At 42.0% G+C, this 14,962-nt stretch carries 16 protein-coding genes; 5 read left to right on the top strand and 11 right to left on the bottom strand.

What is annotated here, in order from left to right; all coding sequences use genetic code 11:
* Positions 1 to 67: 67 nt before the first annotated feature.
* The 3 genes from rpmH to D7D54_RS07380 all read right to left on the bottom strand — a co-directional run bounded on the left by rpmH (position 68) and on the right by D7D54_RS07380 (position 2,017).
* On the bottom strand, positions 68 to 202 hold the full coding sequence (gene rpmH / locus D7D54_RS07390; protein ID WP_000831905.1) for a 50S ribosomal protein L34: 135 nt from the start codon (positions 200 to 202) through the stop codon (positions 68 to 70).
* Between the two features lie 154 nt (positions 203 to 356).
* Positions 357 to 1,571, bottom strand: coding sequence for a pyridoxal phosphate-dependent aminotransferase (locus D7D54_RS07385; RefSeq protein WP_120719133.1), 1,215 nt, complete (start codon positions 1,569 to 1,571; stop codon positions 357 to 359).
* Between the two features lie 152 nt (positions 1,572 to 1,723).
* On the bottom strand, positions 1,724 to 2,017 hold the full coding sequence (locus D7D54_RS07380; RefSeq protein WP_020901972.1) for a hypothetical protein: 294 nt from the start codon (positions 2,015 to 2,017) through the stop codon (positions 1,724 to 1,726).
* A gap of 161 nt (positions 2,018 to 2,178) precedes the next feature.
* Between D7D54_RS07380 and D7D54_RS07375 the strand changes: the two genes are divergently transcribed.
* Positions 2,179 to 2,631 carry a universal stress protein gene (locus D7D54_RS07375; RefSeq protein ID WP_000079148.1) on the top strand — a complete coding sequence of 151 codons (453 nt, stop codon included), beginning with the start codon at positions 2,179 to 2,181 and terminating at the stop codon, positions 2,629 to 2,631.
* Between the two features lie 34 nt (positions 2,632 to 2,665).
* On the opposite strand, the gene D7D54_RS07370 is transcribed toward D7D54_RS07375, so the two are convergent.
* On the bottom strand, positions 2,666 to 4,054 hold the full coding sequence (locus tag D7D54_RS07370; RefSeq protein WP_020901971.1) for a Cof-type HAD-IIB family hydrolase: 1,389 nt from the start codon (positions 4,052 to 4,054) through the stop codon (positions 2,666 to 2,668).
* Positions 4,055 to 4,119: 65 nt separating this feature from the next.
* Between D7D54_RS07370 and D7D54_RS07365 the strand changes: the two genes are divergently transcribed.
* Positions 4,120 to 5,082 carry an asparaginase gene (locus D7D54_RS07365; RefSeq protein WP_020901970.1) on the top strand — a complete coding sequence of 321 codons (963 nt, stop codon included), beginning with the start codon at positions 4,120 to 4,122 and terminating at the stop codon, positions 5,080 to 5,082.
* A gap of 53 nt (positions 5,083 to 5,135) precedes the next feature.
* On the opposite strand, the gene ccpA is transcribed toward D7D54_RS07365, so the two are convergent.
* Positions 5,136 to 6,146 carry a catabolite control protein A gene (gene ccpA, locus D7D54_RS07360; protein WP_020900851.1) on the bottom strand — a complete coding sequence of 337 codons (1,011 nt, stop codon included), beginning with the start codon at positions 6,144 to 6,146 and terminating at the stop codon, positions 5,136 to 5,138.
* A 238-nt stretch (positions 6,147 to 6,384) separates the two neighbouring features.
* On the opposite strand from ccpA, the gene D7D54_RS07355 reads away from it, so the two are divergent.
* Positions 6,385 to 6,702, top strand: a complete 318-nt coding sequence (locus D7D54_RS07355) for a DUF960 domain-containing protein (RefSeq protein WP_033681210.1) — start codon at positions 6,385 to 6,387, stop codon at positions 6,700 to 6,702.
* A gap of 44 nt (positions 6,703 to 6,746) precedes the next feature.
* Here D7D54_RS07355 and folB read toward each other — a convergent pair whose 3' ends face one another.
* The 6 genes from folB to D7D54_RS07325 form a co-directional block, all read right to left on the bottom strand.
* Positions 6,747 to 7,559, bottom strand: coding sequence for a dihydroneopterin aldolase (gene folB / locus D7D54_RS07350; RefSeq protein ID WP_020901969.1), 813 nt, complete (start codon positions 7,557 to 7,559; stop codon positions 6,747 to 6,749).
* A gap of 42 nt (positions 7,560 to 7,601) precedes the next feature.
* On the bottom strand, positions 7,602 to 8,156 hold the full coding sequence (gene folE, locus D7D54_RS07345) for a GTP cyclohydrolase I FolE (RefSeq protein ID WP_000380916.1): 555 nt from the start codon (positions 8,154 to 8,156) through the stop codon (positions 7,602 to 7,604).
* Entirely contained in the window at positions 8,137 to 9,459 is a 1,323-nt protein-coding gene (locus tag D7D54_RS07340) for a bifunctional folylpolyglutamate synthase/dihydrofolate synthase (RefSeq protein ID WP_120719132.1), read from the bottom strand. The genes folE and D7D54_RS07340 overlap by 20 nt, the downstream gene beginning before the upstream one ends.
* A 1-nt stretch (position 9,460) precedes the next feature.
* Complete coding sequence (gene folP, locus D7D54_RS07335) at positions 9,461 to 10,435, bottom strand: dihydropteroate synthase (protein ID WP_020901968.1); 975 nt, start codon at positions 10,433 to 10,435, stop codon at positions 9,461 to 9,463.
* A gap of 93 nt (positions 10,436 to 10,528) precedes the next feature.
* Entirely contained in the window at positions 10,529 to 11,236 is a 708-nt protein-coding gene (locus D7D54_RS07330; RefSeq protein WP_162496606.1) for a CPBP family intramembrane glutamic endopeptidase, read from the bottom strand.
* Positions 11,237 to 11,288: 52 nt separating this feature from the next.
* Complete coding sequence (locus D7D54_RS07325; protein ID WP_020901966.1) at positions 11,289 to 12,707, bottom strand: NCS2 family permease; 1,419 nt, start codon at positions 12,705 to 12,707, stop codon at positions 11,289 to 11,291.
* Between the two features lie 189 nt (positions 12,708 to 12,896).
* Here D7D54_RS07325 and D7D54_RS07320 point away from each other — a divergent pair, with 189 nt between their 5' ends.
* Together D7D54_RS07320 and adhP are read left to right on the top strand one after the other, a co-directional pair.
* Positions 12,897 to 13,709, top strand: coding sequence for a Cof-type HAD-IIB family hydrolase (locus D7D54_RS07320; RefSeq protein ID WP_020901965.1), 813 nt, complete (start codon positions 12,897 to 12,899; stop codon positions 13,707 to 13,709).
* 225 nt (positions 13,710 to 13,934) lie between these two features.
* A complete protein-coding gene (gene adhP, locus D7D54_RS07315) occupies positions 13,935 to 14,954 on the top strand; it encodes an alcohol dehydrogenase AdhP (RefSeq protein ID WP_020901964.1) in 1,020 nt (339 codons plus the stop codon).
* Positions 14,955 to 14,962 lie beyond the last annotated feature (8 nt).

Here is a 14,962-nt window from a genome sequence, read left to right as displayed (position 1 = left end):
ACTTTTTTACAAAAATAAAAATCAGTAGACTCGAGTTCCTACTGATTTTTGATATAGTTCGTTTGGATTATGCAGCCAAAACTTTGCGTCCTTTACGACGACGAGCTGCCAATACGCGACGACCGTTTTTAGTTGACATACGGTTACGGAATCCGTGTTTGCGCGCACGACGAAGTTTACTTGGTTGATAAGTACGTTTCACGATGAATACCTCCTCATAGATTTTGTATTCGTTTAGCCGGCTATAAAGTGATCAGTTACTAAACATACTTTACTATTCTATCTGATTCTTTCACTTTTGTCAATAGCTCTAGGCAAATGTTTCCAGCTTTTTGGCGCTTTTTCGAATGTAAGCCCTATCTGCGATACTGTTTCAAGAAACGAGTCATCTTTTCTTGGATTTGGGCTAGTTCATCAACACGAGGAAGGTAAACGATACGGAAATGGTCTGGTTCCTGCCAGTTGAAACCTCGACCATGAACCAAAAGAACCTTTTCCTGCTTCAAGAAATTAAGAACAAACTGCTCATCATCATCAATACGGTACATATTGCGGTCGATTTTAGGGAAGATATAGAGTCCAGCCTTAGGTTTAACCGCAGAGAGACCTGGAATCTCTTGAATAGCATTGTAGATGAAACTTCTTTGCTCGTAGATTCGTCCACCGGGAAGGAGCAATTCATCGACTGACTGGTGGCCACCCAAGGAAGTTTGTACAACCTGTTGGGCCAAAACGTTGGAACAAAGGCGCATATTGGACAGCATATTGAGCCCTTCGATATAACCTTTAACATGTGTCTTAGGTCCAGACAAGACCATCCAACCCACACGGAAACCAGCAATACGGTGAGATTTTGATAGACCATTCATGCTGACACAGAAAACATCTGGTGCCAAACTAGCCACAGGCGTATGCACATGTCCATCCATAACCATGCGGTCATAGATTTCATCCGCAAAGATAATCAAATCGTTTTGACGGGCAATCTCAATAATCTCCAGCAAAAGTTCCTTCGGATAAAGGGCCCCAGTTGGGTTGTTTGGATTGATAAGAACGATTGCCTTGGTATTGGAAGTGATTTTTGACTTGATATCGTCAATATCTGGGTACCATTCTGCGGCTTCATCACAGATATAGTGAACAGCATTTCCCCCAGCTAGGCTGACAGCGGCTGTCCAGAGAGGATAGTCTGGCATTGGCACCAAAACCTCGTCCCCATTATCCAAAAGTCCCTGCATGGACATGACAATCAACTCACTAACACCATTTCCAAGGTAGATATCATCAATATCTACATTTGGGAATTTCTTCAATTGGCAATACTGCATAATGGCCTTACGGGCTGAGAAAATCCCTTTGGAGTCAGAATATCCTTCACTATCACGTGCATTCATAATCAAGTCATGAATGACTTCGTCTGGCGCTGTAAAGCCAAATTCTGCTGGATTTCCTGTATTCAGACGTAAAATCTTTTCTCCGTTTGCTCGCATCCGCATGGCTTCTTCCAAAACAGGACCACGGATATCATAAGCAACATGCTCTAACTTGCTAGACTTGTTATATTCTTTCATCTTGTTTCCTCAATTCATCAGGATAGTAACATTATACCACTAGAAAGAGAATGCGACAAGTTTACTGAAATGTGTTACTAAGTTCGTATAGAAGAAAAACCTCACTAAAAGCGAGGAAATCGGGGAGATAGCAGGTGTTTTGCAAAGACACATCACATACCAAAAGATAAACCTAGGAAAAGCAAGCCTAAAAAGGAATCATAAAGAAGATTAAACATGAGAAAAAGCCCCCATGTCATCAAGTAATCCCAACGCCCACTTCTTTTTGCAACTAGAAATAAGATTAGATGGTAAAGTACATGAAAGACTAAAAAGCCGATAAAACCTGGATAAAGAAGGGGGATCAGTCTCTCTAATTGCCAGATCATGATAACTTCTACCAAGATCGACACTAGGATAATTCCATAATAAAGGAAATTTGATTTTTGAAAAGAGTTTTTCATCATTCTCCCTCCCTTCACTTCTTTCCTGCTATCCTTTCTTTGATTTTATCATATATTTATATAGATTTTAAGCGCTAACATTATTTTAAAAAATACTTTTTTTGCTTTACTTCTATAGTGAAAAGGTTTACAATTATAGTAAGAAAATTTCAGGAGGTTTCATTATGGCACAACGTTACCAAAATATTATGGTCGCAATCGATGGTTCTAAGGAAGCGGACTTGGCTTTTGTCAAGGGAGTTCATTCTGCTCTACGAAACGATGCTAAACTCACCATCGCACATGTCATTGACACACGCGCTCTCCAAAGCGTATCCACCTTTGATGCTGAAGTTTACGAAGAACTCCAAGTCGACGCTGAGAGTCTGATGAAAGAGTACGAAAAACGTGCTAAAGATGCTGGTGTGGCAGATGTTCATATTGTCATTGAAATGGGAAATCCAAAGACCCTACTGGCACGTACTATTCCCGATGCTGAAGAAGTGGATCTCATCCTCGTTGGCGCAACGGGTCTCAACGCCTTTGAACGCCTCTTGGTCGGCTCTTCATCTGAATACATCCTCCGCCATGCTAAGGTCGATTTGCTGGTGGTGAGAGAACAAGAAAAAACCTTATAATCACGAAGAAAAGGAGCCCAGAGCTCCTTTTTGTTTACGATTTATTTCTCTCTTTATGGCGTTCATAAGCCTTGAGTTGGCGCTGCAGTTCCTTTTTAATAGCAGGTTCTGGAGCATATTTTTCTTCCCAATCATCTGGTTTTAAGATTTTATGGGTCACTGGATCAAAATGAGCCTTGCCATCTGGAAAAATTTTCCCCATATTGGCCTGATGGACAATATCAAAAATACGTTCTGGATCCACCCCCATCAAAACAAAACTACCATAGGTAAAGTAAAGCGTGTCAATCAAGGCATCCACCTGACCTATCAAATCTTGCTGAGCAGGCGTCTTCTTGGCTACTTTATCTGCCGCCTTATCAAGAGCTTGATGAAGTTGCGATAGAGCTTGACCAAAGTCCTCTTCAGAGGGACTGGCAGCTCGAACAAACTCCACCAATTCTTCTATTTTAAAGCCAGCCCTGTGGGTTGCACCTTCTAAATCCCAAGCTCGAGGTTCTTCTTGGGTTCGTTCATCCATCATGTGGTGGAAAGTCTTGACCTTATTGAAATGATAGTCACGGCTGACAAAAACTTTTTCTGAAGCCAAAACACCAAAATGTTCTAAGGCCTTGTGAATTCCGTCTTGCTGATTGCTGGTAGTGATATGCTTGGCAACTTCCTTGACACTGCTACTACCATTTCCCATAGCGACCGACATACCGACACCTGCAAGCATTTCTAGGTCGTTATCTGAGTCACCAAAGGCCATGACTTGGTTGAGATCAAAACCATATTCTTTCCCTACTCGACGAATACCTTCCAATTTAGAGTTTCCTTGATTGATGACATCCGCAGCAAAAGGATTGCTACGTGTCAGTTTCAAATCTTCAAAATCAGATGCTGCCTTCTCAGATTCTTCTGGCGTCATCAGCATCAAAACTTGGTAGATAGGCTGATTCATCAGATGAAGCAGGTCTTCTTCCTTTTGGGGCACAACCTTGCTAACCATACGATTAAAGGAATGACTCACTGTTCGGGTTAAGACAGAGGGAACGAAGCGACTGATTCGTTGGGAAAAAGAACCCAGACCAAAGGACATGATTTTGGAACCCAGCATAGCATCCTTGGTCCCTAGGGCAATCTCCTTGCCCTCTTTTTTAGCATACGTAATGAGCTGGCGCAAATGTAACTTGGAAATTGGGCTCGTGAACAAGACTCTTTCTTTATTAAAGATATACTGGCCATTATAGGTTACTGCGAAATCTAGATCTAAATCGTCCATCAATTCCTTAACAAAAAAAGGTCCTCGTCCTGTCGCTACACCGACAAGCACCCCTTGTTCTTTGACAATTTTAATCGCGTCCTTAGTGGATTTCAAAACACTCTTGCGATCGTTGACCAAGGTTCCATCGATATCAAAAAAAACAGCTTTGACTTCCATCCTATCCCAATCTCCCCTTTTGTGATACAATGATTATACCACATTTCAGAAAGAGTGAGTAAATCATGCCTAAGAAAATCCTTGTTTTACATACAGGTGGGACTATTTCCATGCAGGCCGATGCCTCTGGCGCTGTTGTGACGAGTTCAGATAATCCCATGAATCATGTGTCCAACCCACTTGAAGGAATCCAAGTCCACGCCTTAGATTTTTTTAATCTGCCAAGTCCCCATATCAAACCCAAGCATATGCTGGCCCTCTACCAGAAAATTGAAGAGGAAGCTGCTAACTACGATGGAGTGGTGATCACACACGGGACCGATACTCTAGAGGAAACAGCCTATTTCCTTGATACCATGGAAGTTCCCCATATGCCTATCGTTCTAACAGGGGCCATGCGCAGCTCTAACGAACTCGGTAGTGACGGTGTTTATAATTATCTGAGTGCTTTGCGGGTAGCTAGCGATGACAAGGCTGCTGACAAAGGAGTTTTGGTTGTTATGAACGATGAAATCCACGCTGCCAAGTATGTCACCAAAACACATACGACCAACGTCAGCACCTTCCAGACTCCAACACACGGGCCACTTGGCCTCATCATGAAACAGGAAATCCTCTACTTCAAAACAGCTGAACCTCGTGTTCGCTTTAACCTTGATCACATACAAGGATTGGTACCTATCATCTCGGCTTATGCTGGTATGACAGATGAGCTGATTGATATGCTGGATTTGGAACAATTGGACGGTTTAATTATCCAAGCCTTCGGAGCTGGTAATATTCCCAAAGAAACAGCTCAAAAATTAGAAAGCCTTCTACAAAAAGGAATCCCAGTCGCCCTGGTTTCACGATGCTTTAACGGTATCGCGGAACCTGTTTATGCCTACCAAGGTGGGGGCGTGCAGTTAAGAAAATCTGGTGTTTTCTTTGTTAAAGAACTCAACGCCCAGAAAGCCCGCTTAAAACTCCTCATCGCTCTCAATGCCGGACTAAAAGGGCAAGCTTTGAAAGACTATATGGAAGGCTAAGCCTCTTCTCCAGAAAGCAAAATCAGGAAATCTTCACGATTCCCTGATTTTTTCTATTTACGTTTTCGTGTTGAGCGACGCTCTGTCAAACCATGAGGTAAGAGAACTTCACGTTCTTCCAATTCTTCCTTGTGCATAATCTTAGTCAACATACGCATGCTAATAGCACCAAGGTCATAAAGAGGTTGAGCAATAGTTGTCAAGTTTGGACGGGTAAAGCGTGAGATTTGTGAATCATCACTAGTAATGATTTCAAACTCTTCTGGCACAGATACACCGTGATCAGCCAAACCATTCAAGACACCTGCTGCCAATTCATCACCTGTCACAACTGCTGCAGTTGCATTTGATGAAATCAAGCGTTCTGCCAAGGCATAGCCATCCTCATAAGTGTATTTAGATTCAAATACCAGTCCTTCGCTATAAGAAATACCTGCTTTTTTCAAGGCTTCCTTGTAGCCAACCAAACGAACCTTACCATTGATATCATCCACTAGTGGACCGCTGACAAAAGCAATGCGCTCATTTTCTTTAGCAAGGTAGGTCACTGCATCAATCGTAGCTTGTTTGTAGTCAATGTTGACACTTGGAAGCTGATGTTCTACGTCCACTGTCCCTGCAAGAACAACTGGTGTCCGAGAGCGAGAAAACTCTGAACGAATTTTTTCAGTCAAGTGGTACCCCATAAAGATGATACCATCCACTTGCTTAGAAAATAGTGTATTGACAACTGAAACTTCCTTGTCATCATCCTCATCACTATTGGCAAGGACGATATTGTACTTGTACATTTCAGCGATATCATCAATCCCTTTAGCAAGCGTTGAGAAATAGCCATTGGTAATATTTGGGATCACGACACCGACAGTGGTTGTCTTTTTACTTGCAAGACCACGCGCCACGGCATTTGGACGGTAATCCAAACGATCAATCACCTCAAGCACTTTTTTACGGGTGTTCTCTTTTACATTCTTATTGCCATTGACTACACGGCTAACCGTCGCCATTGAAACTCCTGCTTCACGGGCGACATCATAAATCGTTACTGTATCGTCTGTATTCATTCTATTTCCTTTCTATATCATACCTCACGAGACTCCAAAAAAAGAGACGGTATGAAAATTTCGTTTTCATGATTCTACTTATTCCATTTTATCACTATTTGTAAACACTTTCAAGTATTTTTTGAAGATTATTTGAAAAAAATTTCATAGAAAACTATGTTTATAAAGAAAAAAACACCTTTTCTTGATTTTTAATCCTATTTGCTGTATGATAAGGGAAAAGAAAGGGGGCAGAAATATGGCTTTTACCAATACCCACATGCGATCGGCTAGTTTTGGCATTGTTACCAGCTTGCCTGATGATGTGATTGACTCTTTTTGGTATATTATTGACCATTTCTTAAAAAATGTCTTTGAATTGGAAGAAGAACTCGAGTTTCAATTGCTCAATAACCATGGAAAAATCACCTTCCACTTCTCAAGTCAACACCTCCCTACAGCTATTGATTTTGACTTTAACCATCCTTTCGACCCTCTTTATCCGCCAAGGGTACTGGTTTTAGACATGGACGGTAGAGAAACGATACTCCTCCCAGAAGAAAATGACCTATTTTAAAAACTCTAGCCTTCAGTTACAAACGACTGAAAACTAGAGTTTTTCTATTTTTTCAAAGCATTATACAAGTTACGGATAGGTTGCTTTAAGGTAGGATGGATAAAATGAGGCGCAAGTTCTTGTAATGATTCAAGGACAAAAAGACGTTCTGCTATGTAAGGATGAGGCAAGATAAGGTCGTCTGTATAAATGACCTGGTCCTCCACAAAGAGCAAATCCAAATCAATCAAACGAGGCCCCCAATGTACTTCTCTCACCCGTCCCATCTCTAACTCAATGGCTAACAAGGTATCTAATAAAACTGGGGCGGGCAACCAGGTTTCCACCTCAACCACTTGATTGGCAAAACTATCCTGCTCCACGCCACCCCAAGGCTCCGTCGTCAAGACACTAGACTCTTTGAGAATATGGATACCACGAGATCGCAGTTTCTCAATGGCTTGTTTCAAGTTTGCTTGCTTATCCCCCATATTGCTTCCTAGGGCGATAAAGGCCCGTTGCTTACGGCGATGAATGGTTACTGAGCAAGTATCTAGTGGCAAATGCACTGGCGCCCAAGGTTTTTTCAGTTCCAACTTCATTTCTTGGACAAGAGGATAGGCCTCAAAGGTACGTTCTACCAGTTTGTAGGCTACCGTTTCAATCAAGTCCTCAGTTGTTTCCTGAAACCAAGCAGTCCACTGCTGGCACAATTCTCCGTAATGGACAGAGGCTGTTAAATCCAAATCTGTCGCCGCCTTGGTCATATCATAGGATAGGATTGCTGAAACGACAAACTTTTGCCCCAATTCTTTTTCACTAGGAAAAAGACCATGATAGGCAAAAATTTCCAAATCCTTAATCTGCAGTTGATCCATAATGATTCCTTTCTAGAAAAATCCGCTTCAAGCGGATTCTTTTTATAGTCCCATTAAACGATAAGCCTGGTCTCGGAGGTCCTTATCTGTTTCAAATAAGCCTCGAGCTACTGTCGTCAAGGTTGCAGTTCCCGGCTTTCTGACACCACGCATGCTCATACACATATGTTCCGCTTCAATGACAACAAAGGCTCCTTTAGCACCTAGGTAGTCCATCAAGGCATCGGCTACTTCGATATTCAATCGTTCTTGAATTTGCGGCTTTTTCGAATAAACTTCAACCGTACGGGCTAGCTTAGACAAACCTGCCACACGACCATCTGGAATGTAGGCAATATGCGCTCTACCATAAAATGGCAAGAAGTGGTGTTCACACATGGTATGGAAAAAGATATCCTTTTCTACCACCATATTATCATCAATAATCTCAAAGGATTTTGACAAATGTTCCTCCGCTGTTTGACCAAGACCTGAAAAAATCTCTTGGTACATACGAGCCACACGAGCAGGTGTTTCCTGCAAGCCCTCGCGGTTAGCGTCCTCTCCGACAGCCTCGATAATCATTTTTACTGCTGCTTCAATCTTTTGTGTATCCATTCTCGTTCTTCCTCTCCATCAGATAGGCTCTCACTTGGCTCAAGAAATACAAGGAACCCGTGACAATCCTAACTGTTTTTTTCTCTTCTTTTTTATCTGTAAATTTCTGCTCTAGAAAATCCTGCCAACTTTGGAAGCTGAGATTTCTAGACTTAGCTGCCTCTTTCAGCACGCTTTCATCCGTCGCCCGACTATCGTCAAAATGTGTCAGGGTAAGCTCGGTATCTGGCATGGTCCCCAGCAAGTCCAACATATCCTCCAAAGCCTTGGTTTTGATACAAGTAAAGAGGATTTCCTTATGATAATCCGCAAAGCGTTCTTGCAAGGTTGCTACTAAAGCCTTGATGGCATGAGGATTGTGAGCCCCATCCAAAATCATCAAGGGGTCTCTTGACACGATTTCCAAACGCCCTGGCCACCTTGTTTCTTCCAGAGCTTGAGCAAGCAAGTGATTGCTTGCTAGTTCTCGGCCATCCTCCTGACAAAAAGTATCAAGTAAAGCTATGGCCATCCCAGCATTCTCTATTTGGTACAAACCAAGCAGGCCAGTCTGGAAACGACCTTGTCTGACAGCACTGGTATAGTCAAATACTTCACCCGTTACCACACTCTCTTGGTGACTGACATGATAATTTGCCCCGTAGGCAAGTCTCGACGCATCTTTCCCTTCCGCAATGCGGTCAATCACAGCCAAAGCTTCTGGAAAAATGCGACCTGTCACCAAGGGAATACCTTGTTTGATAATACCAGCTTTCTGCTCTGCTATGGCTTCCAAGGTGTCCCCAAGTAGGGCTACATGGTCCAGTCCAATGGTTGTGATGCCTGTTAAAACCGGCTGGCAAACATTGGTACTATCCAAGAGTCCACCCATGCCCACCTCCATAATGGCCACATCTACTTGCTCTGTGGCAAAGTAGTCATAGGCCAGAGCTGTGATAATCTCAAACTCGGTTGTTCCTTGTAAAGCAAGGCCCTTCTCCCCCTCAAGCAAAGACTCATAGTCTGCCATGAGGGCTTCTAGTCTAGCCTCGGGAATGGATTCCCCATTGATACTAATCTGGTCTGTGTAATGAATGAGATAGGGGGAGTTGAAAACACCAACTCTCATCCCTAGCTTTTCTAGCATATTTTTCAAAAAAGCAATGGTAGACCCCTTGCCATTGGTCCCTCCGATATGGATGACCTTGAGTTTTAGATGGGGATTGCCACGCAAAGCTAATAGTTCCACCATTCGTTCCAAACCAAAATGCGGTTGGTCCGTCCGGTAGTTAGCAATCCACTGATTGTTTTCAATTTCTTTCATCTTATTTGTATTGTTTTAAATCTAGATTTTCCGCATCATCAGCTAGACGAATGGCGGAGGCAATTTCAACTGCCATCCTGTGACTAGCTACATCATGCACGCGCACCACTTCTACACCCTGTCTCGCAGCGATACTAGTTACATGAGCCGAAGCCGTATCTCGATTGCGGAAACCAAGTTCTGTCTCAGGATTGACTTCAAAACCATTTTCTTCAAGAATATTGATGACAAACCTCTTGCGCGACACTCCAAGAAAGATTGGATAGCCTTTCTGATGTAGTTTATCCAAGTCCCGTAAAAGAAGCAGATTTTCTTTCTTGGTCAGACCAAAGCCAATTCCTGGATCCAACAGGATATTTTCTGGTGCAATACCAGCTTCCTCTGCTCTCGCTAGTGCTCGTTCAAAGAAAGCCTCCATCAATTCTTCAATTGGCATTTTTTCATAGCCATCTAACTCTCCCACTGTAAAAGCTTGTCCAAAACCAAAATGAGGAAAGATGAGCGAGCTAGGATGCTGAGGTCGAGTCATAACTGGATTAAACATAATGACTACTTTCGCACCAGCCTTAGCAACCACATGGGCCATTTTCTCATCACCCATAAGACCAGTGATATCATTAACTATATTGGCTCCAGCAGCCAAAGCAGCCTCTGCCACCTGACTCTTCCAAGTATCGATAGAAATGAGGACATCACTTTCCTTGCGAATCGCTTTAATCACTGGAACAACACGCTGGATCTCCTCTTCTATCTCAACATAGCTACTTCCCGGCCGAGTTGATTCTCCACCGATATCTAGCATGCTGGCTCCTTCTGCTATCAATTTACGAGCCTGCTGGAGTGCCTGCTCAAGAGCAAAAAATTGACCACCGTCCGAAAAGGAGTCTGGGGTTACATTGATAATTCCGCAAATAGCTGTCTTTGCATGATTGGCTTTACTTGACATATCGGTCACTCCCTCAAGGCTTTTCACCATATTATTTCTCTATTTTACCATAAAAAGAAAAAGATGGACACGATTGCATTCATCTTTCTCCCAATAGAAACAAGTAAGCAATTGTCAAAAATCTTAAACAGAAATACCTAATGTCCGACTCACGATTACCACAAGAGCCAACAAACAAAAAGCAACCCCATTCACAATCATGTGAAGCAAAATAGACATTTCCAGACGTTGGGTCTTATAAGCCGTCCAAGATAGCACCGTGGACATACCTCCATAAATCAATAAAGAAGGTAAATTACTTGGTTGGTGCAATAAGGCAAATACAATGGTACCTACTATAAATCCCAAGTTCTCCTTGCCTCGGAAAATCTTTTTAGGAACAATCCCACGGCACAAGATTTCCTCACAAATCGGAGCAAGCAAGGCCAGCAAGAAGAAACTGGAAATTAAAGAACTATTTTGAACCATATCATTAATCTGAGACTGATTCCCTGTTGTCGTCTCATTTGACAGTTGCAACAAGATAGAACCAAGTATATTTGAACAGATAATGACTAAATAACTTAATCCTAAACGTGCTAGATCCTTAGCTCTAAAAAAAGAAAAATTAAAACTTGCTAGCTGCGTTTTACGAGCTCCAAAAATAAATAGTACTAAAACTACAATTGAAATACCAGCAACTATCAGTCCTGACTGTAACAATGGTACTGCATTTAAAGTTAAAATAGCAGTAACCCCTATAGGAATCTGATATAAAATTGTCGCTAGCAGAAAGATTAACAGCCAACCTGCACGATTCAATAATTCTTTCCAGATACTTTTCTCTTTCATCACCTATCTCCTTTGTATTAAAAAAGGGGGAAAGTCCCCCTGGGTTATCCTATTATAAGGCCATACTAATATAGTTAAGGATAAACAAGGCATCCAAAATCCAAATCATTACATGAACATCTTTAGCTTGACCTTTGACAAGCTTAGTCAAGGTGTAGGTCAAGAAACCAACTGCAATCCCTTGAGTGATAGAGTAGCTGAATCCCATAAAGATAGATGTGAAGAAGGCAGGAACCGCTTCAGCCATATCATCCCAATGGATATTTTTCAAGCTAGCCAACATCATAATCCCAACGATAATCAAGATTGGAGCTGTAGCAGCTGTTGGTACGATAGCTAGAAGTGGGCTAAAGAAACTTGAAATTGCAAAACAGATTGCCACAACCAAAGCTGTCAAACCAGTACGTCCACCTGCACCGATACCAGCAGCAGACTCAACATAAGTCGTTACGTTTGAAGTACCGGCGATAGCACCAATTGAAGTACCAATCAAATCAGAGTAAAGAGCCTTGTCCAACTTAGCTGATTGATGATTTTCACCATTTGTCGCTACGATACCAACTTTTTCACCAGTACCGATCAAAGTACCAATTGTATCAAAAATATCTGTCAACGAGAAGGCAAGAATAGCCATAAGAGTTTCAGGCAAGCGAGCTGTATCTGAAATCAAAGCTCCCAAACCTTCTGAACCAAGAGCTGCACCAAAGACTCTCTTCAAGTCTTCAAAGGCTGCACCAACATGGTTGTTAGCAAAATCGATACTAGACAAATCTACCAAACCAACTGCAATAGCAAGAACAGTTGTTGTCAAGATAGAGAGAATAATTCCCCCTTTAATCCCTTTGATAACAAAGAAGATAGTAATGGCAAGTCCTGCAAGAGCCACCAAAACAGCTGGATTATTAAAGCTGACCAATCCTGGAACTGCTGAAGAGTTTGCTGCAATCGTTGCTTGAGCCTTGTCAGCCCCTTCTCCTACAACAGTATAGTTGCCTGGATCAATCGTAAATTTCAAAAATCCAGCATTCTTAATTCCCACGTAGGCAAGAAAGACACCGATACCAGCTGAAATAGCTGAACGAAGAGCATTTGGAATCGATTCAATGATCATTTTACGAACATTTGTCAAGGTAATAATCAATGAGATAATTCCACAGATGAAGACCATAGCCAAGGCTTCTTGCCATGAATAACCAAGCCCGAATACAACTGTAAATGTAAAGAAGGCGTTAAGACCCATACCTGGTGCTTGAGCATAAGGTAAGTTGGCGTAGAAGGCCATCATCAAGGTACCTGCTACTGCACCAATAATCGTTGCGAGAAACACACCCTGAGCAGGCATCCCTGTTTGCGAAAGAATTTGTGGGTTTACAAAGAGAATATAACTCATTGCAAAGAAAGTTGTTAAACCAGCGAGAACCTCTGTACGAACGTCTGTACCGTTCTCTTTTAGTTTAAATAATTTGTCCATTATTAATCTCCTTTTAATTTTTACGAACAATAACAGAATTATATCATTTATCATTCACTTTTTCAACATCTTTGTTTAATTTATTTAAGAAATTGATGGAATTTCATTTTTTGTTTGGAATCTGCTTTTCTGTCTGCTTTTTGTTATAATAGTAGACATCTTATCTGGAAAGACACTAGAAAGGTTTATATGACGAAAAAAATTATTGCAGTTGACCTAGATGGAACCCTGCTCAACTCAGACAGTCAGATTTCTGACTTTACCAAAGAAACTATTAAAAAAGTTACTGAAAAAGGGCATCAGGTTATTATTACGACAGGTCGCCCTTACCGCATGTCAAAAGATTTCTACCGTGAATTAGGCTTAGACACTCCTATGATTAATTTCAACGGCTCCCTTACTCATTTACCAGACCAAGCTTGGGACTTTGAAAAGTGTTTGACCGTAGACAAAAAATATCTGCTCGATATGGTTCAACGTTCAGAAGATATTCAAGCCGATTTTATCGCTGGAGAATATCGTAAAAAATTCTACATTACAAATCCCAATGAAGAAATTGCCGATCCTAAACTATTTGGTATAGAAGCTTTCCAGCCTGAAGATCAATTCAATCCTGAATTGGTGACCAAGGATCCTAACTGTATTCTGTTGCAGACCAGAGCTAGTGACAAGTATGCCTTGGCAAAAGAAATGAATGCCTTCTACCAGTATCAACTTTCTATTAATACTTGGGGTGGTCCGCTCAATATCCTTGAGTGTACCCCAAAAGGAGTCAATAAGGCCTTCGCCTTGGACTACTTGCTCAAGGTAATGAACCGCGACAAAAAGGATTTGATTGCCTTTGGAGATGAACACAATGATACCGAAATGCTCGCTTTTGCTGGGAAAGGTTATGCCATGAAAAATGCCAATCCTGAGCTACTCCCCTATGCAGATGAGCAAATTTCCTTGACAAATGACCAAGACGGGGTTGCCAAAACCCTGCAAGATTTATTCTTATAGTCCATTCTGACCAGCTTGCAAGCTGGTCTTTGTGCTCTTTTCACAGTCTCATCAACCAGTTAATCGATTGTTCTACTTTTTGCCTCCAAAACCTTGGAAAAGGCTTTCTTTTGTGATATAATTCACATATAAAATACAAGAGAGCTAGTCACACTCGACTCTGTTGACACAAAATCAATCCAGTCCTGTTTCTCCTGCTCTCAGTTAATATCAAGGAGGATAGCTATGAAAGCTGTTGTTGTAAATCCAGAAAGCACTGGTGTTGCTGTTGAAGAAAAAGTACTCCGTCCACTTGAAACTGGGGAAGCACTTGTAGAAATTGAATACTGTGGTGTTTGCCACACTGACCTCCACGTTGCCCATGGTGACTTTGGTCAAGTACCAGGACGTGTCCTAGGTCACGAAGGTGTTGGTATCGTCAAAGAAATTGCCCCAGATGTAAAAAGCCTTAAAGTCGGTGACCGCGTCAGCGTTGCTTGGTTCTTTGAAGGATGTGGCACTTGCGAATACTGTACAACTGGTCGCGAAACCCTTTGCCGTACAGTGAAAAATGCCGGCTACTCAGTAGATGGTGGTATGGCTGAACAATGTATCGTAACAGCAGACTATGCTGTTAAAGTTCCTGACGGACTTGATCCAGCCCAAGCTTCATCTATCACATGTGCTGGTGTAACAACCTATAAAGCTATAAAAGAAGCAAAAGTTGAACCAGGCCAATGGGTTGTTCTTTACGGTGCTGGTGGACTTGGTAACCTAGCTGTTCAATACGCTAAAAAAGTATTCAATGCTCATGTCATCGCAGTTGATATCAATAACGACAAACTTGCCCTTGCAAAAGAAGTAGGTGCTGACATTGTTATTAACGGCCTAGAAGTTGAAGATGTACCTGGACTCATCAAGGAAAAAACTGATGGTGGAGCTCATTCAGCTGTCGTAACTGCTGTATCTAAAGTTGCCTTCAACCAGGCTGTTGACTCAGTTCGTGCTGGTGGTCGCGTCGTCGCTGTCGGTCTTCCTTCTGAAATGATGGAACTCAGCATCGTCAAAACCGTTCTTGATGGAATCCAAGTTATCGGTTCTCTTGTAGGAACTCGTAAAGACTTGGAAGAAGCTTTCCAATTTGGTGCAGAAGGTTTGGTAGTCCCAGTTGTCCAAAAACGTCCAGTAGAAGATGCGGTAGCTGTTTTCGACGAAATGGAAAAAGGTCAAATCCAAGGACGTATGGTACTCGACTTCACCCACTAATTTAATAA

The organism is Streptococcus chosunensis, assembly GCF_003626515.1.
Lineage (GTDB): Bacteria > Bacillota > Bacilli > Lactobacillales > Streptococcaceae > Streptococcus > Streptococcus chosunensis.
The sequence above is the reverse complement of the archived record's forward strand: the minus strand, read 5'-3'. Positions and strand labels throughout refer to the sequence as shown.